At 68.8% G+C, this 19072-nt stretch carries 14 protein-coding genes and 1 pseudogene; 9 read left to right on the top strand and 6 right to left on the bottom strand.

Annotation, left to right across the window (positions count from 1 at the left end; translation table 11 throughout):
• The first annotated feature begins 103 nt into the window (after positions 1-103).
• Positions 104-424 (top strand): DMT family transporter, encoded by a 321-nt coding sequence (locus FM111_RS13805; RefSeq protein ID WP_087141502.1) that lies wholly within the window; start codon positions 104-106, stop codon positions 422-424.
• Between the two features lie 27 nt (positions 425-451).
• Complete coding sequence (locus FM111_RS13800; RefSeq protein ID WP_087141501.1) at positions 452-1108, top strand: glutathione S-transferase; 657 nt, start codon at positions 452-454, stop codon at positions 1106-1108.
• 201 nt (positions 1109-1309) lie between these two features.
• Here FM111_RS13800 and FM111_RS13795 read toward each other — a convergent pair whose 3' ends face one another.
• Positions 1310-3001: a lytic transglycosylase domain-containing protein gene (locus FM111_RS13795; RefSeq protein ID WP_087141500.1), complete on the bottom strand. Its 1692-nt coding sequence runs from the start codon at positions 2999-3001 to the stop codon at positions 1310-1312.
• A 95-nt stretch (positions 3002-3096) separates the two neighbouring features.
• Positions 3097-3906: a uracil-DNA glycosylase gene (locus tag FM111_RS13790; protein ID WP_087141499.1), complete on the bottom strand. Its 810-nt coding sequence runs from the start codon at positions 3904-3906 to the stop codon at positions 3097-3099.
• A gap of 191 nt (positions 3907-4097) precedes the next feature.
• Between FM111_RS13790 and FM111_RS13785 the strand changes: the two genes are divergently transcribed.
• From FM111_RS13785 to FM111_RS13765, 5 genes are all read left to right on the top strand, one after another.
• Positions 4098-5753 (top strand): electron transfer flavoprotein-ubiquinone oxidoreductase, encoded by a 1656-nt coding sequence (locus FM111_RS13785; protein WP_256968331.1) that lies wholly within the window; start codon positions 4098-4100, stop codon positions 5751-5753.
• A gap of 260 nt (positions 5754-6013) precedes the next feature.
• Positions 6014-7909: a tetratricopeptide repeat protein gene (locus FM111_RS13780; protein WP_087141540.1), complete on the top strand. Its 1896-nt coding sequence runs from the start codon at positions 6014-6016 to the stop codon at positions 7907-7909.
• Between the two features lie 7 nt (positions 7910-7916).
• Positions 7917-8816, top strand: coding sequence for a 4-(cytidine 5'-diphospho)-2-C-methyl-D-erythritol kinase (locus FM111_RS13775; protein WP_087141497.1), 900 nt, complete (start codon positions 7917-7919; stop codon positions 8814-8816).
• A gap of 35 nt (positions 8817-8851) precedes the next feature.
• Positions 8852-9751, top strand: a complete 900-nt coding sequence (locus tag FM111_RS13770) for a hypothetical protein (RefSeq protein WP_087141496.1) — start codon at positions 8852-8854, stop codon at positions 9749-9751.
• 424 nt (positions 9752-10175) lie between these two features.
• Positions 10176-13409: an autotransporter domain-containing protein gene (locus FM111_RS13765; protein ID WP_087141495.1), complete on the top strand. Its 3234-nt coding sequence runs from the start codon at positions 10176-10178 to the stop codon at positions 13407-13409.
• 107 nt (positions 13410-13516) lie between these two features.
• Here the strand turns inward: FM111_RS13765 and FM111_RS13760 are convergent, their stop codons facing one another.
• Positions 13517-14263: a polysaccharide deacetylase family protein gene (locus tag FM111_RS13760; RefSeq protein WP_087141494.1), complete on the bottom strand. Its 747-nt coding sequence runs from the start codon at positions 14261-14263 to the stop codon at positions 13517-13519.
• Positions 14264-14374: 111 nt separating this feature from the next.
• Here FM111_RS13760 and FM111_RS13755 point away from each other — a divergent pair, with 111 nt between their 5' ends.
• Positions 14375-15289, top strand: a complete 915-nt coding sequence (locus FM111_RS13755) for a glycine--tRNA ligase subunit alpha (RefSeq protein ID WP_087141539.1) — start codon at positions 14375-14377, stop codon at positions 15287-15289.
• Positions 15289-17496, top strand: a complete 2208-nt coding sequence (gene glyS, locus FM111_RS13750) for a glycine--tRNA ligase subunit beta (protein WP_087141493.1) — start codon at positions 15289-15291, stop codon at positions 17494-17496. The genes FM111_RS13755 and glyS overlap by 1 nt, the downstream gene beginning before the upstream one ends.
• 154 nt (positions 17497-17650) lie before the next feature.
• Here glyS and FM111_RS13745 read toward each other — a convergent pair whose 3' ends face one another.
• The 3 genes and pseudogenes from FM111_RS13745 to FM111_RS13735 form a co-directional block, all read right to left on the bottom strand.
• On the bottom strand, positions 17651-18076 hold the full coding sequence (locus FM111_RS13745) for an acyl-CoA thioesterase (RefSeq protein ID WP_087141492.1): 426 nt from the start codon (positions 18074-18076) through the stop codon (positions 17651-17653).
• 4 nt (positions 18077-18080) lie between these two features.
• Positions 18081-18431, bottom strand: coding sequence for a Grx4 family monothiol glutaredoxin (gene grxD / locus FM111_RS13740; protein WP_087141491.1), 351 nt, complete (start codon positions 18429-18431; stop codon positions 18081-18083).
• A gap of 85 nt (positions 18432-18516) precedes the next feature.
• Positions 18517-19072, bottom strand: a pseudogene (locus tag FM111_RS13735) (hypothetical protein); the annotation flags it as partial.

The following is a 19072-nucleotide window of genomic DNA, read 5'->3' as shown; positions in this document are numbered from 1 at the left end:
CTTCAGCACCCCCTGTCCCAGATAGGCGGGCTCAGAGGACGACCTCTCCCATCATTGGGCATGACGCTGGGACGACCCGGCCTGCCATGTAAGGGAGCAAGTCATGGCCTGGATTTTCCTTCTTCTCGCCGGTCTGTTCGAGATCGTCTGGGCCTTCCTGATGAAGGCGTCCGAGGGCTTCACCAAGCCCTGGCCGACGATCGGCACCATCGGCTTCATGATCATCAGCTTCGGCCTGTTGTCGATCTCGATGAAGACGCTGCCGCTGGGCACCGCCTATGTGATCTGGACCGGCATCGGCGCCGTGGGCGCCTTTGTTGTCGGCATCGCCGTCCTGGGCGAGCCGGTCACGCCGATGCGCGTCATCGGCGCCGTCCTGATCGTCAGCGGCCTGGTTGTGCTGAAGCTCGCCTCCAGCCATTAATCGCGGCGACAGCCTCGGAGCTTCGCCATGGAATTGATCGTCGGACCGCGCCTCTTCTCCACCTGGTCCTTGCGGCCGTGGCTGGTGTTGAGGCGCGCAGGCGCCGTCTTCGAGACGCGCGAGGTCTGGTATCGCTCCGAGGCTGAAAAGGCGGAACTGCGGCGTCTGTCGCCCTCGGGCTTCGTGCCGCTGCTGAAGGTCGAGGGCGAAACCCTTTGGGACACTTTGGCCATCAGCGAATGGGCGGCTGAACGCTATCCCGAGGCGAAGCTGTGGCCGGTCGATCCGACCGCGCGCGCCCTGGCGCGTTCGGCGACGGCGGAGATGCACTCCGGCTTCCACGCCCTGCGCGACCTGTGCGGCATGGGGCCGGATCATCCGATGGCCGGAGAGGCGCGAGCCGAGGCGCCGTCCGATCCGGGGCTGGACCGCGATCTGGCGCGGCTGGTCGTGCTGTGGACGCAGATGCGCGAACGCTTCGGCGCGGGCGGGCCGTGGCTGTTCGGCGACTGGTCGATCGCCGACGCCTTCTTCACGCCCGTGGCGGCGCGGGTGCGCCATTTCCAGATCGACCTGTCGGCGCACGGCGACGACGGGACGGCCGCCGCCTATGTCGCCGCGCTGCTGGACCAGCCGCATTTCCGCGAGTGGGAGGCGGCGGCGCTGTCATCTAACGTTGATTAACTGATTCTGAGAACGCTGGTTTAAGAGTGCGTCCCTATAGTTCAGCTTGTTCTCGGAGGGGCGGAGCCATGCGTGCGATCAGCAGGAACACCGACTGGGGCCGCACGGCCAGAGCCTACGCTCTGGCGGCGGTGGTCATGGCCCTGGTGTGGACGTCGCTTCTGACCCTGATGGTCTGAGGCTTCAGCCTTAATGCGGGCCTCAGCGCGAGCCGCCGCCCAGCACGGCCTCGGCGACCTGCAAGGGCGCGGGGGGCGGCGCGACGTAATCCAGGCGGATCGGCACGGCGCGCGCGCCCGAGGCCACGGCGTCCAGCGTCTTCACCGGCCCGCCCATCATGCGCTGATAGATCCAGTAGGCGGCGACGACCTTCTCCACGTATTCGCGCGCCTGGGGCACGTCGATGGTCTCGATCAGCAACAGCGGATCGGCGTCGGCGCCCAGCTTGCGGATCGCCGCCAGCATCGGCCCCGGCCCGGCGTTGTAGGAGGCCACCGCCTTCAGCAGGTCGCCCTGGAAGGACTCGATCTGGAACAGGCGGTTCACATAGTCTTGACCCAGCTTCATGTTCACCGCCGGGTCCAGCAGGCGCTGGGGCGTGCGGACATAGCCCTGGTCGCCGGTCATGTGGGCGGCCGTGGTCGGCATCACCTGCATCAGGCCATAGGCGCCGGCGCCCGAACGCGCGCTGGCGTTGAAGTCCGTCTCCTTGCGCGCGATGGCGTAGACGAGGGCCTTCTCGATGGTGAAGCCGCCCATCGGCTGCAGGTCCGGCATCGGATAGCGGGCGGCGTCGATGCGGCTGGCCTCGGACTGGGCCGCGCGGCCAGGCGCGACCAGGCGATACAGGCCGACCCACATCTGGCGCGCGGCGCTGTCGCCGCTGGCGGCGCGCAGGCCGTTGCGGGCCGCCTGTTCGGCGTCGTTGCGGCGGCCGACCTCGTACAGGGCGACGGTGCGGCGGGCGTCTTCGTCTGAGCGGATAAAGGCGTTTAGTTCGCGCGCATCGACGCCGATCGGTTCGGGCGTGAAGGAGGCGCGTTGCAGCGTCGCTTCATAGGGGCGGGGCCCCTGGTTCTCGATCACCGGCTCCTCGCCCAACTGACGCAGGGCGATCTGGCCGTAGAAGGTGGCCGGCCAGCGCGCGGCCTGGCGCAGATATTCGGTGGCGCGGTCCTGGCGGCCTGACTGGCCCGCGGCTCGCGCCGCCCAGAAGGCGCCGCCCGAGCGGACCCAGGGATCCTCGGTCGGGTCCTGGGCGACGTGCTCGAAGGCCTGGAAGGCGTCGGCGTGCTGCTCCATGCGCCAGGCGGCCAGGCCTGCGGTCCACCAGTCGCCGATCTGCTGGCCCGTGGCGTAGGCGCCGGCCAGGTCGTCGTTGTTCAGGGCCACGCGCGCGGCCTTGGCCGGGTCGTTGACGCCGCCGTCGCTGGGGCCGGTCAGGCTGGCCCAGGTGCGGGTCAGAAGGCCGCCGGGGCGCTTGGGCTCGGGCGCGCCGTCGGGCAGGCGCCGCATCGCCAGGGTGTAGACCCGCTCGGCCATCGGCAGGTCGGAGTAGGTCTCGAGCCAGGCCGCCAGTTCGTCATAGCTGGCGACGTGGCTGGGGTGGAACAGGCGCTCGAACTCGACCTGACCCAGCAGGACGCGGTCCTTGGCCTGGCGCGCCGAGGCGCGGGCCAGCTCCAGGTCGCCGCGCCGCAGGGCGTCGAAGGCCGTGGTGTAGCTGAGCCGGTCTTCGCTGCTCAGCGCCGTAGGCGAAGGCGAGGCGTCTGCGCCGGCGTCGGCATAGGGTCGGGAGGTGTCGACATCTTCAGCCTGGGCGAGGGGCGCAGCCATGGCGCAAAGCGCGAAGGCGAACAGGGACGCATGACGCGCCCGACGGATAGAATACATGACGCGGCGGCCCCCTTCGTCGGCGTCGGCCCCGTCTCGATCCGGGATTCTACGACGCTCTGCGGACTGGTCTCCAAGGGTTCAGGATGCCTGAATCAGGCGCCCGGCTCAACCACTTCGCCGCGCAGTCGAGCGGACAAATCTAGAATGTCCTTCCAAACCAAGCCCTTGGCCTGCGGCTGACGCAGCAGGAAGGCGGGGTGGAGGGTGGCCATGACGGGCGCGGCGATTCCGCCTTCGGACAATCGCCATTCGCGCCACTGGCCGCGCGTACGCATGATGCCGTCGTCGGTCTTCAGCACGGCCTTGGCGGCGGCCGCGCCGACCAGCAGCACGGCCTTGGGCTTCAGCAGAGCCAGGGCGCGCTCGACGAAGGGGGCGCAGACCGCCTGTTCCTGCGGCGTCGGGGTGCGGTTGCCGGGCGTCTTCCAGAAGACGGTGTTGGTGATGAAGGCTTCGTCCAGCAGGTCCGCCGCCGTCAGGATGCGGTCCAGCAACTGGCCCGCCTGGCCGACGAAGGGCTGGCCGCGCACGTCCTCTTCGGCGCCGGGGCCTTCGCCGACGATCATCAGTGAGCCTTGCGGATTGCCACGCGCGAAGACGGACTGGCGGGCGCCCATGGCGCGCAGGGGGCAGCCCTCGAAGGCGGCGATGGCCTCGGCCAGTTCGTCCAGGGTGGTCGCCGCCGCCGCCAGGCGTCGCGCTTCGGCCGCCGCTTCGCCGGGTGCGGGCGCGGCGCCGGGGGCGCGCAGGGGCGTGATCGTGGCCGGTCCCTTGGCCGCGACGGGGGCGACGAAGACGGTGCGGTCGACCGGCGCTTCCTCGAAACAGGCGTCCACGCCTGCGTCGCGCCAGAAGGCGAACAGGGCCTCTGCGGCAGCCATGTCGAGGGAAGGGGCGTTCATATGACCATAGGCAATAGGCCTTGACCGCCCCCGCGTCACCTCCCGATAAGGCGGATAACCACGACGACAACGAGGATTCAGGGGACATGGCCGAGGAAATGATCGAAGGCGGCGCCAGGAACGCATGGCAGGAAGCCGTCATCGACAACCTGCCGCCGCTGGAGGCCCTGTCGGGCGTCGAGCGTGAGGTCATGGAATATGACGTCGTCATCGTCGGCGGCGGCCCCGCGGGCCTGTCCGCCGCCATCCGCCTGAAACAGCGGGCCGAGAAGGACGGGAAGGAGATTTCCGTCGCCGTGCTGGAGAAGTCGGCCGAGATCGGCGGCCACGTCCTGTCGGGCGCCGTCATCGACCCCAAGGCGCTGAACGAGCTGTTCCCCGACTGGAAGGAACGCGGCGCCCCGCTGGAGACGCCGGTGACCAAGGACAAGTTCCTGGTCCTGGGCCCGCAGGGGCAGGCGTCCCTGCCGATGTTCGCCCTGCCGCCCTTCATGCACAACGACGGCTGCTACATCGCCTCGCTGGGCAATGTCGCGCGCTGGCTGGCCGAACAGGCCGAGGCGCTGGGCGTCGAAGTCTATCCCGGCATGGCCGCCAGCCACGTCGTCTGGGAAGAAGAGACGGGCCGGGTGAAGGGCGTCGTCGCGGGCGTCTTCGGCATCGACCGCGAGGGCAAGCCGACCGGCGAGTTCCAACCGGGCCTCGAACTGCACGGCAAATACGTCTTCATCGCCGAGGGCGTGCGCGGCTCGCTGGCCAAGACCATCATGGCCCGCCACAACCTGTGCGACGCCGCCGATCCGCAGAAGTTCGGCATCGGCCTGAAGGAGCTGTGGCAGATCCCCGCCGAGAAGCACCAGCCCGGCCTGGTCCAGCACACGACCGGCTGGCCGCTGGACGACAAGACGGGCGGCGGATCGTTCCTGTACCACTTCGGCGACCGTTATGTGTCCGTCGGCTTCGTCGTCCACCTGAACTACAAGAACCCCTTCCTGTCGCCGTTCGACGAGTTCCAGCAGTTCAAGCACCACCCGGCCATCGCCGAGCATCTGGAAGGCGGCACGCGCGTCTCCTACGGCGCCCGCGCCATCACCGAGGGCGGCTTCCAGTCGGTGCCGAAACTGGCCTTCCCCGGCGGCGCCCTGATCGGCTGTTCGGCGGGCTTCGTGAACGTGCCGCGCATCAAGGGCAGCCACAACGCCATGAAGACCGGCATGCTGGCCGCCGACGCCGCCTATGACGCCGTCATGGAAGGCCGCGAGGGCGACGTGCTGAGCGCCTATCAGGCGGCCTACCTGCGCTCTTGGGTCTATAAGGAGCTGAAGGTCGTCCGCAACGCCAAGCCCCTGCTGTCCAAGCTGGGCACCATGATGGGCGGGGCGGTCGGCATGTTCGACCTGTGGGTCAACCACCTGACGGGCGGCTTCTCCTTCTTCGGCACCATGCGCCACGGCAAGACCGACGCGGCCTCGACCGAGCCCGCCTCGCAGCACAAGCCGATCGCCTATCCCAAGCCGGACGGGAAGCTGTCGTTCGACAAGCTGTCGAGCGTCTTCATCTCCAACACCAACCACGCCGAGGACCAGCCCGCGCACCTGAAGCTGCTGGACCCGTCCGTGCCGATCACCGTCAACCTGCCGAAGTACGGCGAGCCGGCGCGGCTGTATTGCCCGGCGGGCGTGTATGAAGTCGTCTATGCGGACGAGGCGAACCGCGCCGATCCGCGCTTCGTCATCAACGCCCAGAACTGCGTCCACTGCAAAACCTGCGACATCAAGGACCCGTCGCAGAACATCGTCTGGACCACGCCGGAAGGCGGCGGCGGCCCGAACTATCCGAACATGTAAGACACGCGCGCGGCTTTTCCCTCCCCATCATGGGGAGGGTGGCTGAGGCCGTCAGGCCGACCCGAAGGGCGGCGCGGAGCAGCCAAGTCGGGTGTGGGCGGCAAGGCAAATCAAGCGCGGCGCCCAGGATCACCTGGCCCTCCCCACCCGCTCGTCGCTTCGCTCCGACCACCCTCCCCATGAAGGGGAGGGTGAAGCGTTGCGCTGCTTTTCCTCCACATGATCTTGCGGGCGAAAGGGAAAGCGTGAAGGGTCCGACCATGCGTTTCGTCTCTTCTCGCCCTGTCCTGTTCCTGGCGGCTTCCGCCCTTGCGCTGTCGCTGGCCGCGCCGTCCCTGGCGCAGGAGGCTCCCGAGCCCGCCCCGGAAACGCCGGCCGAAGCTCCGGCGGACGCGCAGGACGCTGAAGCGCAGGACGCCGAGCCGAACGGCGATCCCGTTCCGCACATCATCATCGCGGACGAGCCGGAAACGCCCGAAGACCCCAAGGTCGCGCCCATTCCCGCCGAATGGGCGCCGATCCCGCTCGACGCCCATAAGAACAGCGCCTTCGGCCTCTATCTGGCGGGCCGCAACGCCCTGACCAGCGGCGAGAGCGCGATCGGGGCCGATTATCTCAGCCGCGTCTACGCCCTGACGCCGGAACAGCCGCGCGTGCGCGAACAGGCCTTCACCGCCGCGCTTCTGGCTGGTGATCTGGACGAAGCGGGCCGCATCGCCCCGACCGATCCCGAGGTTTCGCCTGTCATCGTCCAGGCGGGACGCCTGGTGCAGGCGGTTCAGATCTACGTCGGCGGCGACGCTCGCCGCGCCGACGCCTTGCTGACCAACGCCCCGGTCGGCGAGCCGCACGACCGGGCGGGCTTTTACGTTCAGGGCTGGATCGCCGCCGCCGCCAAGGACTGGGACCGCGCCCTGGCCATGCCGCCCGCCGATTTTGATCCTGTCAGCGCCATGGTGGCGCGCGCCAATCGCGCCCGCCTGCTGGAACAGCGCCGTCGCTATGACGAAGCCGATGCCGAATGGCGCGACCTGACCAGCCACGCCATCGCCGGGGCCCTGTTCCGCCAACCGTATGGCGAGTTCCTGGAGCGGCGCGGTCGCCGAGAGGACGCCCTGGTCCAGTATGACGCCGCCATCACCGCTGGAACGGCCGACCGGCGCGTGATCCAGGGGCGTGAGCGGGTGCTGGCCAAGGGACGTCCGCCCGCCTTGCCGAACTTCCGCGAGGGCGCCGCCCAGGCGCTGCGCACCGCCGCTGACCAGATGATCGCCCAGCGCGCCCATGAGTTCGGCGTCGTCTACCTGCGCCTGGCTCAGAATCTGTCGCCCAGCGACAACACCCAGCTTCTGGTCGGCCAGACCCTGATCCAGGGCGGAATCGAGCCGGCAGGCCGGGCCGCCCTGGCGGAGGTCAGCGAGGCTTCGCCCGCCCTCTACGCCGCCGCCCGCATCCAGACGGCCATGAGCCTGGCCAAGGCGGGGCGGGATGAAGAGGCCCTGGTCGAACTGCGCCGCGCCGCCGCCGTGCGTCCGGATGAGGCGGGCGTGGCCTATATGCTGGCCGGCCAGCTGATGCAGATGGAGCGGCACGAAGCCGCGCTGGAGCTGTTGAACGGCCCGCTGCTGAACACGGCGGATCAGGGCTTCGAGGTCCATTTCCTGCGCGGCGCCGCCTATGAATCCCTGGACCGGGACGCCGAGGCGGAGGCCGAGCTGTGGGCCGCCCTGCAGATGCAGCCCGACAATCCGACCCTGTTGAACTATCTCGGCTACCTGTGGGTCGACACTGGGACGCGGGTGCAGGAAGGCTCCGCCATGATCGCCCGCGCCCACGCCGCTGAGCCCAAGGACGGCAACATCCAGGACTCGCTCGGCTGGGCCCAGTTCCGTCAGGGGCAGTATGAGGCGGCGGTGGTCAATCTGGAGGGCGCCGTCGACAAGGAGCCCGCCAACGCCGAGATCAACGACCACCTGGGCGACGCCTATTGGGCCGTGGGCCGTCAGCGCGAGGCGGGCTTCCAGTGGAACCGCGTCCTGACGCTGGAGGTCGACGACAAGCGCCGCAGCGAGGTCGAGGGCAAGTTGCGCGATCGCCTGGGCCAGGATCCGACCGGGGACAAGGGACTGGGGTCTGCGGGCGGCGCGGCCGACTGACGCCGCCATGTCTGTTTCCGATGCTCTGAGCGGCCTGGCGCCGGCCAAGATCAACCTGCTGCTGCATGTCGGGCCGGTGCAGGCCGACGGCTATCATCCGCTGGTCAGCCTGGCCGCCTTCGCCGACGTCGGCGACCGGGTGACGGTGCGCCGCGTCGAGGCCCTGTCGCTGATGGTCGAGGGGCCGTTCTCGGCCGGTCTGGACGGGGAAGGGGACAATCTGATCCTCAAGGCCCTGCGCGCCCTGGGCGGGGCGGCCGGGATCGGCGATCCGCCCGTGGCCGTGACCCTGGACAAGCGCCTGCCCATCGCCGCCGGTCTGGGCGGCGGTTCGGCGGATGCGGGGACGGCGCTGCGGCTGACGGCGCGTCTTCTCGGCCTTGATCTGACGGAGGGCGAGTTGGAACGCCTGGCCCTGGCCGCGGGGGCGGACGGACCCATGTGCCTGCGCGCGCGCCCGGCCTGGGCGTCGGGCGTCGGCGAGGTGCTGGAGGACGAACCGCGCCTGCCCACGCTGCACGGCGTGCTGCTGAATCCCGGCCTGCCGTCGCCGACGGGGGCGGTCTATCGCGCCTATGACGCCGCGCCCGCCGGGGCTTCGGATCGGCCGTCGGGGCCAGCCGACTGGTCCGTCTCCTCTGTCATCGACTGGCTGTCTGCTCAGCGGAACGACCTGGAGGCGCCCGCCCTGGCCGTCACGCCGGGCATCGAAGGGGCGCTGGCCGCCATGCGCGCCGCGCCGGGCTGTCGGCTGACGCGGATGTCGGGATCGGGGGCGACGGTTTTCGGCCTGTTCGACGACCGCGCGGCGGCGATTGAGGCGGCCTTCGCCCTGGATCGGCCGGGCTGGTGGTCGCGGCCTGTGGTGTTGGGCGCGCCCGATATCGAACCGCGTGCGGTTATTTAACCGGATTTACAGCCCCTGCGGCCAAGCTGGCGGTCATGACCCAGCTCACGCCCGAACAGACCGCCGCCTTTGAACGCGCCCTGTCGCATCTGTCGCCCGCCGACCGCGCCCGTGTGGACGAGCTCAAGGACGCCGCGGCCCGCGCCGCCGCCGAGGTCGCGCCCCACTGGGATTTCGAGCTGGCCGCCCGCACCGTGGACGGCTTGCTGGGCGCGGAGGCGAACGACGACCAGAGGCGCGGCCTGATCGCCGCCTGGGCGCTGGAGCTGCCCGGCCGCATCGCCGCCGAGCGCCTGCCGCAGGCCGTGCTGGCGGGCTATCCGTCCTATATCGACCGGCTGGCCGCCTATCTGGACAGCGGGGCGGATCCCTATGACCCCGACTTCTGGGCCAAGGACGTGCGGGTGGCACTGGCGCTCAGCGTGCCGGGCAGCAAGACGCAGATGCTGGACCTGTCCTCGCCCGTCGGGCCGGGGTTGGTCGTGCGGCACATGCTGGGCGGGCGCGGTCCCCGTCCGCTGATCGCCTGGGTTCAGGCGGGCGGCTGGCGACCCTGGCTGGAGACCCACACCGAGGCGCGCGATTTGTCGGACTTCAACGAGGCGGGTTGGGAACGCAACTGGGCCGCGGCGGCGGCCCTGCTGCAGACGCGGCCAGAGCTGGCGGGCGTCATCGGCTCCAGCTGGTTCTTCGATCCGCCGCTGGAGACCATAAGCTCGCGCCTGACCTATCTGCGGACCACGCCGACGAGCCACGGCGCCTTCATGATCCATCAGGGCGGCGGCGAGATCCACGATGAGCGCGCCTCCGCCTCTTCGCCCACGCGCCGCGCCATGATCGAGACGGGTGAATACAGCGCCTGCTCCTGGCTGTTGTGCTGGCCTCGCAAGCCGTTGATTCGCTGGGCCCAGGCTCGAGGACTGCTTCAACCCTAAGGCGAGAACTGCGACAGAATGACGCGGCTGTGGTTCAATTCGGGCGAAGAAAAGACTGATTGAGGCGGCGGTCGGGCCCTTGTGAGTCATGACGCGCGGGGGTTGGAGGGAAATTCCAATTTCGGGACACTCAAGCGTTACCGTTTTGGTCCAGGCGCGCGTGAGCGAATGATCTTCGTTCCATGATTGACAGTAGGCGGAGGTTTCCGTCTCAAATGCTTCAGAGAGGGGTGCGTGGAGCGGCGGTCATAGGGCTGCCGAGACGGAGGCGACCCCTCTTCGAATAGCTATGTCGCTTTTGTGGGGATCTATGATTAACGCGTTCAAGGCTGGCCTCTTGGTTGCAGCCGCTGGTTCCGCCCTGGTTTGGGCGAGTGATGTTTCCGCTCAGACGAGTGTCACGCCGCCGCCGGGCGGGTTCTACATGGCGGACGGGTCGCGCACTGCGGACTACGACGCGGCGTTGACGTCCTGGCGTGAAGACGCCCAGTTCACGGTGGACTATTCCAAGGCCTATCTGGGTCTGGAGCATGCTTACGCCCTGGGCCTGTCGGGCAAGGGCCTGACGGTCGGCGTCAATGACGCGGGCGTCTACATGGATCACCCGCTGTTCGGCGGGGAAGGCAAGATCAAGGGTCTGAACACGGTCGTCTCGGGCGACTACGGCAACGACGGCCGCATCAACCCGCGTCGCGGCTGGGAAGGCCACGGCACCCACGTCGCCGGCACCATCGGCGGCGCCCGCATCGAAGGCGAGGCCATGTTCGGCAACGCCTTCGGCGCCAACATCTATTCGGCCACGACCAACTTCGCCGCCGGCGACTTCCTATGGTACCGCGACGTCCTCATCAACGGCGACACCGTCAGCACGCCGTTGGAGAACATCATCGACCTGGCCAATACGGGCGAAGTGCGGATCATCAACAACAGCTGGGGCTCGGGGAACAACATTCCCTATAATGCGCCGGCTGACGTCGTGAAGAACCTCCTCGGCGAGGATCTCGGCGACCTCTATAAGCCGGTTCTGGACCACGACGTCCTGGTCGTTTTCTCGGCGGGCAACGGCTACGGCGTCCACGCCAGCATTGATGCGCTCGCCCCCATGTCGGATGCGCGCCTGCGTTCCAACTGGCTGTCCGTCGCCAACTATACGGGCGCCTTGACGCCCAGCGCCTCGACCAGCTTCTGCGGCCAGAGCGCGACCTGGTGCGTCGCCGGACCGGGCCATCAGATCGTGTCGGCGGTGCCGGGCTTTGAATTCGATTTCAACGCCATCGTGGCCCAGTACCGTCCGGCGGACTACCGCCCGCTCTATGCGGCGACGACGGTCGCGGCGCTGCAGACCGCTTCGGTGAACCGCTTCCTGGGCGCGTTGAATACCTATCTGAACGCCAAATACGCGGCCGAAGACGCCGGGCTTCCGTTCGACGAGGCCGCCGCACGTCGTCGCGTGGCCGAAGAGGCCGTGGCCATCACCCTGATTTCCGGCGGCCGTCTCGGCGACCCGGACGGCTTCACCTCGCAGCTGGCAGGGCTGCTGGTCTCGTCCGGCAATATGGCGATCCTGACGCCGGAGTTCTCGGCCGACGTGCTGACCCAGGCCAACGCTCTGCTGGTCAAGCGCCTGGAGACGTTGGTCACCTACACGGGGCCGGGCTACGACGCCTACACGGGCACCTCGATGGCGGCGCCGAACATCTCGGGCTTCGCCGCCCTGCTGATGGAGCATTTCGCCGAGTACGACACGGCCCTGATCGGCGACATCCTGGTGTCCAGCTCGCTGGATCTGGACACGCCGGGCGTGGACCTGAAGTCCGGGTGGGGCGCGCCGCAGATGGAGGTTGCGCTGAAAGGCCCGACGGCCCTGCGTGACGTGCGCGACGTCAACGTTCGCGTCGGCACGGTCGACGTGTGGAGCAATGACATCGGCGATGCGCGCGACCGCTACTCGGCCGAGGTTCTGGCCGAATACCCCGACGACATCGGCGGTATCGTCAAGAAGGGCGGCGGCGAGCTGATCCTGACCGGCGCCAATGACTACACCGGCGCGACCCGCGTCGAGGGCGGCCTGCTGACCGTCAACGGCAGCCTGATCAACTCGACCTCGACCGTGGCCGATCTGGGCATGTTGGGCGGCGTGGGCCGTCTGGCTGACGTGGTGGTCGACAAGGGCGGCGTCCTGTCGCCGGGCGACAAGGCCAACCCGTTCGGCACGCTGACCATCGCCGACAACCTGGTGTTCAAGGACGGCTCCTACCTGTGGATCCGCTCCAGCGTGAACGGCGCCCAGCACTCGCGCGTCGCCGTTGAAGGCGCGACGACGCTGGAGGGCGGCAAGGTCATCCTGAAAGCCGACCAGGGCGAGTGGAACCTGCGCACGCGGATGAACATCCTGCAGTCCGAGGGCGGCGTCACCGGCGTCTTCGCGGGCGCGGAAAGCGATCTGGCCTTCCTGAAGCCGATCCTGACCTACAGCGACAAGGCCGTGCAACTGACGCTGGCGCGCAACGACGTGACCATCGCCTCGGTCGGCGTCACGCCGAACCAGACATCGGTCGGCGCGGCGCTGGATGTCATGACAGGCGAGGTTCTGACCGCAGCGCCGCAAGCGACCACGGCGTCGACGCGCGCAGCTACGCCTTCAGCGGTTCGCAACACGGCTCTGGAAGACGCCATCCTGGACGGCAGCGTCGCTAACGTCCGTGGCGCTCTGAACAGCCTGACGGGCGAAGTTCACGCCACCCTGGCGGGCGTCGCTTCGGGCGACTCGCGCTTCATCCGTGACGCCATGCTGACGCGCGGCCGCAACGGCACGACCGAGGCGATCGACGGTCGCGGCGTCGCCGTCTGGGCCTCGGGAGTCTTCGGCAGCGGGCGTCAGGACAACGGCGAACTGGCCGGCTTCCGCAGCGAGGCCACCGGCTATCTGGCCGGCGTCGAGAAGACGCTCAACAGCCGCGCCCACATCGGCGTCGCCGTCGGTGAAAGCCAGTCGGAAATCCGCGCCAACCGTCTGCACTCGACGGGCGAGGTCAAGACCCAGCACATCGGCGTCTACGGCGCCGCGACGCTGGCCGGCTTCGACTTCCGTCTGGGCGGCGCCTGGATGGACTCGCGCACCCGCACGGACCGTTCGGCCTCGCTGAACCGCTTCAATGAGCAACTGACCGGCCGTTACGACGGCGAAGCCTGGCAGGCCTACGGCGAAGTATCGTGGCGCAAGCCGGTGATGGGCTCGACCGTGCTGGAGCCGTACCTGAACTACACCCGCGTCGAATATGATGCGGACGTGGTCGAGCGCGGCGGCGATGCGGCCCTGTCGGGCGACGTCTCCCAGACTTCGGACCTGCTGACGGCGGGTCTGCGTTCGGAGACGCACCTGGCGGGCGGGAACGGCCGCCCGGCGCTGTCGGCGATCGGCCACCTGGCCTGGACCGAAGACCTGAGCGGCGACGGCCCCGTGTTCAACGCGGCCTTCTCGGACGGTCCGGTGTTCCGCGTCGAAGGCGCCGACCTGAACTCGGGCGCGCTTCAGGCGGGCCTGGGCTTCAACATCGAAGCAAGCAAGTCGACCAACATCGAGGTCGGCTACTCGGGCGTCTTCAACGACGACTACAAGGACCACCGCCTGACCGGCCGCGTCAGCTTCCGGTTCTGATAAGGCGGGCGCCGGGGCTTCGGTCCCGGCGATCCTGACGGACAGACGCCGTCGCCCTCAGCGGGCGGCGGCGTTTTTGTTTGGGCGGGATGAGCGGTGAGGAAGGTTCAGACTCCGCCCAACCGCTCCCACGCTTCGCCGACCGGCAGGATCTCCAGCCCGGCCGCCTTGGCCAGGCGGATCAGGCGGTCCAGGTCTTCGGGCGTGCAGCCGTAGGGGGTGGGGTCGCTCTCGACGTCGTGGCCATAGGCGATCAGCCAGCCGGGCGCCTCAGCCGCGCGGGCGACCAGCGCCTCCAGGTCGTAGTGGGGCAGGCGGCGGGACTCCAGGCCGATGGCCTGCAGATTGGCACGGTCGGCGCGTCCGGCGTTGACCCCGTCGCGCACGCCGCGTCCCAGCAGGAACCGCTCGTCGATCACGGCCTTGGCGCCCAGGGCCACGTCGCCGAAAGGCCAGGCGAAGGTGGTCATGACGTGGCCGTCCAGCCGCTCGCCCACCCAAGCGGCGTTGCGCGCCAGTTGGTCCGTCAGCTCGGCGGGGCTCAGGCGCAGGGCGCTGACGTGGTCGAAGGTGTGGCAGCCGACTTCATGCCCGACCTCATGCGCGGACTGAAGATGCTCGACCTCGAACTGGGCCTTGCCGATGTTCTCGCCGCCGCACAGACCGCCCGCGACGTAATAGGTCGCCCTGATCCCATGCTCGGCCAGGATCGGCCCGGCCTCGGTCCAGGCGCTGGCTGGGAAGTCGTCGAAGCTGAGGCTGAGAATCCCGCGCGCAGGCGCCACCGTCACCGGCCGCACGCCCAGGTAGCGCGCCGCCCGGCGGCGCATTTGATCGATCCGTTGCTGCATCATGGCCGCCTTCTAGCGCATCTGCGCTTGCAGAAGGGTGAAGGTTTCGGCCGCCTCGCCTTGCTGGCGAAGCGTGGCGGCCCTATGGTCCGCGCCTCCCGAAATCGGACCGAAATGTCGACCGTGGCCGCTGCTGAACCTCTCTCGTTTCAGGACCTGATCCTGACCCTGCACCACTATTGGAGCGATCAGGGCTGCGCCATTTTGCAGCCGTATGACATCGAGGTCGGCGCCGGCACCTTGCACCCCGCGACCGTCTTGCGCGCCCTCGGTCCCAAGCCGTGGAAGGCCGCCTACGTCCAGCCCTCGCGCCGCCCCGGCGACGGTCGCTACGGCGAGAACCCCAACCGGCTGCAGCACTATTACCAGTATCAGGTCATCCTGAAGCCGAACCCCGACAACCTGCAGGAGCTGTATCTCGGCTCGCTGGCCGCCATCGGCATCGACCCCAGCCTGCATGACATCCGCTTCGTCGAGGACGACTGGGAGAACCCCACTGTCGGTGCCTGGGGGCTGGGCTGGGAAGTCTGGTGCGACGGCATGGAGGTGACGCAGTTCACCTATTTCCAGGGCGTCGGCGGCATCGAGGTCGACGTGGTCTCGGGCGAGCTGACCTACGGGCTGGAGCGTCTGGCCATGTATGTTCAGGGCGTCGACAACGTCTATGACCTGAAGTTCAACAAGGAAGGCCTGACCTACGGCGAGGTCTTCCTCGAGAACGAGCGTCAGCAGTCCGAAGCCAACTTCCACGGCTATGACGTCGCCGCGTTGAAGCGCCGCTTCGAGGACATGGAGCGCGAGGCCGCCCACTTCCTGACCATGAAGGGTCCGCAAGGCCAGCCGCTGGTCCTGCCTGCCTATGATCAGGTGCTGAAGGCCTCGCACCTGTTCAACCTGATGGACGCCCGCGGCGCCATCGCCGTCGCCGAACGCCAGAGCTACATCGGCCGCATCCGCGACCTGTGCAAAGCCTGCGCCGTTGCCCAGACAGAATGGGCTCAAGTCGAACACGAACGGGCGACCGCCTGATGTCCCAGCTTCTCCTCGAAATCTTCTCTGAAGAAATCCCCGCCCGTATGCAGCCCGGCGCCGCGCGCGATCTGGAGCGCATGGCGTCTGACCGCTTGAAGGCCGCAGGCCTGACCTGGGACGCGCTTACGACCTACGCCGGGCCGCGTCGCCTGACGCTGGTGATCGACGGCCTGCCCGCCGCCACGCCCGACCGCAATGAAGAGCTGAAGGGGCCGAAAACGTCCGCCCCGGCGCAGGCGCTGGAAGGCTTCCTGCGCAAGACCGGCCTGACGCAGGACCAACTGGTCGAGCGCGACGGCGTCTGGTTCGCCGAAATCAGCAGTAAGGGCCGGGCGACCACCGAGGTCGTGGCCGAGAGCGTCGACGACATCATCCGCCACTTCCCCTGGCCCAAGTCGATGCGCTGGGGCACGGGAACCCTGCGTTGGGTGCGACCGATCAAGCGCATCCTGGCCCTGTACGATGGGGCGGTGATTCCGTTTGAAGTCGACGGCATCCCGTCGGGCGACGTGACCGAGGGCCACCGCTTCATGGGCGCGGGCCAGCCGTTCGCGGTCAAGGACTTCGCCGACTATCGCGCCAAGCTGGAGCGCAACTTCGTCCTGCTGGACGCCGCCGACCGCAAGCTGCGCATCCTCGAAGGCGCCAAGGCCGTCTGCGCGGCCAAGGGGCTGGCCCTGGTCGATGACGACGGCCTGCTGGACGAGGTGTCGGGTCTGGCCGAATGGCCGACGCCGATCCTGGGCGACATGGACCCGCAGTTCCTGGCCCTGCCGCCGGAAGTGGTCCAGCTGTCGATGAAGGTGCACCAGAAGTATTTCGCCGTGCGCGAACCGGGCAAGGAAGGCTTGGCCCCGCACTTCGTCGTCGTCGCCAACGTCGAGGCGACCGACGGCGGCGCGGCCCTGGCCGCCGGCAACGCCAAGGTGCTGTCGGCCCGCCTGAGCGACGCGGAGTTCTTCTGGACCGAGGACCAGAAGGTCGGCTTCGACGCCTGGAACGCCAAGCTGAAGGACGTCACCTTCCACGCCAAGCTGGGCACGCTGTCCGAGCGGGTGGACCGCATCGCGGCGTTGGCGCGCGAGATCGCCCCGCTGGTGGGCGCCGATCCGGCTCAGGCCGAACAGGCCGCGCGCCTGTCCAAGGCCGACCTGGCCTCGGGCATGGTGGGCGAGTTCCCGGAACTGCAGGGGATCATGGGCGGCTACTACGCCCGTCTGGCCGGTCAGCCCGACGCCGTGGCCGACGCCATCCGCGACCACTACAAGCCTCAGGGACCGGGCGACACCGTCCCGACCGCCCCGGTCACGGTCGCCGTCGCCATGGCCGAAAAGCTGGACACCCTGGTCGGCTTCTTCACCATCGACGAAAAGCCCACGGGCTCGAAAGACCCCTATGCGTTGCGCCGCGCTGCGCTGGGCGTGATCCGGCTGGTGCTGGAGAATGGGACGCGGATCTCCTTGTCGGCAGTCGGACGTGTGCAGGGCGCGCGTGTGAAGCTGGATAGCTTGATCGTCGAGGCTCGTACTCAAACGCTAACTTCGATTGCAGATGTCAGCGCACTGCCGGCTGAACTTGTTGGTGAGTTGTCGGGCAAGGTCGAGGAACTTGTCAAAGCTCGCGATGATATGCTCGCAGAGAGCTTCCCGTTGGGACAACGGATTGGTGAGGGTCGCGATGCGCATGGCCTCCTCGCATTCTTCGCCGACCGTCTGACCGTCCTTCTGCGCGACAAGGGCCAGCGTCACGATCTCGTGGCGGCCGTCTTCGCACTGGGCGACGACGATCTTGTGCGGATCGTGCGTCGGGTGGAGGCGCTGGCCGCCTTCCTGGCGACGGACGACGGAGCCAACCTGCTGGCGGGCTACAAGCGCGCCGCGCAACTGCTCAAGGCTGAGGAGAAGAAGGGACCGCTGCCTGAGGGCGCCGTCGCCACCGGCCTGCCGAACCAGCCGGCGGAAGAGACCGCCCTGGCCTTCGCCGCCGCCGCCGCCGCCTCGGCCGTGGACGCGGCGCTGGAGGCCGAGGACTTCGCCGCCGCCATGACGGCCCTGGCCGCCCTGCGCGGTCCGGTGGACGCCTTCTTCACCGCCGTCATGGTCAACTCCGACGTGGCCGAAGAGCGTGAAAACCGCCTGAAGCTGCTGGTTCAAGTGCGCGGCGTCATGAACCGCGTCGCCGACTTCGGCCAGATCGCGGGCTGATCCATCGTCCTTCTCCCCTTGTGGGAGAAGGTGGCAGGCGGAGCCTGACGGATGAGGGGTTGCGGGACATTCGCCTCGCAACCTCATTCACCGTCGCAAGACCCCTCATCCGGCCCTGACGGGCCACCTTCTCCCACAAGGGGAGAAGGGAGGATTACGCCGTGAACGGTCCCAGCATCTCGGCTGGAATACGGGCAGGACGCAGGGTCTGGGCGTCGACCAGGCACCATTCGGACAGGCCTTGCGCGCACAGGCGGCCTTCGGCGTCCTCGATGCGGACATAGCGGTTGAAGCGCGGGCCCTGCGGATCGCCGACCCAGGTGCGGGCGACGACGCCGGTCGCGCCCGGCTCGATGGCGCGCAGATAGTCGATCTCGTGTCTCAGGGCGATCCACGACCAGCGGGCGCGCGTCTCGTCGTCGAAGCGCGCGTTCCAGTGGGCCGTGCCCACGTCCTGCAGCCAGCCGACGTAGACGACGTTGTTGACGTGGTTGTTCTCGTCGATGTGTTCCGGCCGCACGTCCAGCGGGACGACGAAGACCTCGCGGTCCTCACGCGGTTGCAGCTGCGGCCGGGCCATCGGGTTAGGCTTCGCCCAAGGCTACGCCTTTTTCGGCCATCAGGGCGGCCAGTTCGCCCGACTGGAACATCTCGCGCACGATGTCCGAGCCGCCGACGAATTCGCCCTTCACATAAAGCTGGGGGATGGTCGGCCAGTCGGTGAAGGCCTTGATGCCTTCGCGCAGGGCTTCGTCCTGCAGCACGTCGACGCCGACGAAGGCCGCGCCCACGTGGTCGAGGATCTGAACCGTGACCGAGGAGAAGCCGCAGCGCGGCGAATCCGGCGTGCCCTTCATGAAGAGCACCACGTCATGCTCGGCCACCGTCTGGGCGATGAAGGCGTGGACGGGATCGGCGGCGGTTTGTTCGGTCACTGTGTCGGAACCCTTCTGCGAAGCCCGTGAGCTAGGCGCCCAATGGGGCCGGGTCAAGGCCGCGCGTGCGCTCGCCCCGGCGCGCTCAGACGGTTTGCGGGCGCGGCGTCAGGCGTTCGGCGCGTTCGGCCAGGCTGGAGGCGCCGTGCTCGCGCGCGGTCTGGGCCGCCTCGGCCAGCATCAGGCCCACGGCGCGGGGCGTTTCGCCGGTCCAGCGGGCGCGGGCCAGGGCGATGCGCGCCAGGCCGATCTGCTCGGCCGCCCAGTCCAGCGGCGTGGCCGAGACCGAAGGCCGCACCAGGCGCCGCCGCAGGGCGCCCTCGATCTCCAGCAGGGCCGTCAGATCGCCGACGGCGCCCGCGCGCGCGGCCTCCTGGGCCACCCGCTGTTCATGGGCCAGGGCGCCCAGGATCAGGCCCCCGCCCTCGGTTAGGGTCTCGGCCTGGACCAGCACCAGCGGCGGCAGGGTCTCGCGCTCGGCGCGCATCACCTGGATGGCGGCCCAGTCCAGCGGGCTGTGGTCGGGCGTGAACAGCTGGGCGGCGGCGTCGAACAGGGCGTGGGCCTGATCGCGGGCGGCGGCGTCCTCGGCCACGGCGGCCAGGGCGGCCATGCCCGCGCCGCACAGGGCCAGGGCGCGG

Source organism: Brevundimonas diminuta 3F5N (assembly GCF_900163625.1).
GTDB classification, from domain to species: Bacteria; Pseudomonadota; Alphaproteobacteria; order Caulobacterales; family Caulobacteraceae; genus Brevundimonas; species Brevundimonas diminuta_A.
Note: the sequence above shows the minus strand (reverse complement) of the source record. Positions and strands in the feature narration are given on the sequence as shown.

Bases quoted from the DNA above. Each gene is read 5' to 3' on its own strand.
- FM111_RS13770 (WP_087141496.1), top strand. From the start codon at position 8,852: ATGACCCAGCTCACGCCCGAACAGACCGCCGCCTTTGAACGCGCCCTG.
- FM111_RS13775 (WP_087141497.1), top strand. From the start codon at position 7,917: ATGTCTGTTTCCGATGCTCTGAGCGGCCTGGCGCCGGCCAAGATCAAC.
- FM111_RS13745 (WP_087141492.1), bottom strand. From the start codon at position 18,076: ATGGCCCGGCCGCAGCTGCAACCGCGTGAGGACCGCGAGGTCTTCGTC.
- FM111_RS13785 (WP_256968331.1), top strand. From the start codon at position 4,098: ATGGAATATGACGTCGTCATCGTCGGCGGCGGCCCCGCGGGCCTGTCC.
- FM111_RS13760 (WP_087141494.1), bottom strand. From the start codon at position 14,263: ATGATGCAGCAACGGATCGATCAAATGCGCCGCCGGGCGGCGCGCTAC.
- FM111_RS13800 (WP_087141501.1), top strand. From the start codon at position 452: ATGGAATTGATCGTCGGACCGCGCCTCTTCTCCACCTGGTCCTTGCGG.
- FM111_RS13790 (WP_087141499.1), bottom strand. From the start codon at position 3,906: ATGAACGCCCCTTCCCTCGACATGGCTGCCGCAGAGGCCCTGTTCGCC.
- glyS (WP_087141493.1), top strand. From the start codon at position 15,289: ATGTCCCAGCTTCTCCTCGAAATCTTCTCTGAAGAAATCCCCGCCCGT.
- FM111_RS13795 (WP_087141500.1), bottom strand. From the start codon at position 3,001: ATGTATTCTATCCGTCGGGCGCGTCATGCGTCCCTGTTCGCCTTCGCG.
- FM111_RS13780 (WP_087141540.1), top strand. From the start codon at position 6,014: ATGCGTTTCGTCTCTTCTCGCCCTGTCCTGTTCCTGGCGGCTTCCGCC.
- FM111_RS13765 (WP_087141495.1), top strand. From the start codon at position 10,176: ATGGCGGACGGGTCGCGCACTGCGGACTACGACGCGGCGTTGACGTCC.
- FM111_RS13805 (WP_087141502.1), top strand. From the start codon at position 104: ATGGCCTGGATTTTCCTTCTTCTCGCCGGTCTGTTCGAGATCGTCTGG.
- FM111_RS13755 (WP_087141539.1), top strand. From the start codon at position 14,375: ATGTCGACCGTGGCCGCTGCTGAACCTCTCTCGTTTCAGGACCTGATC.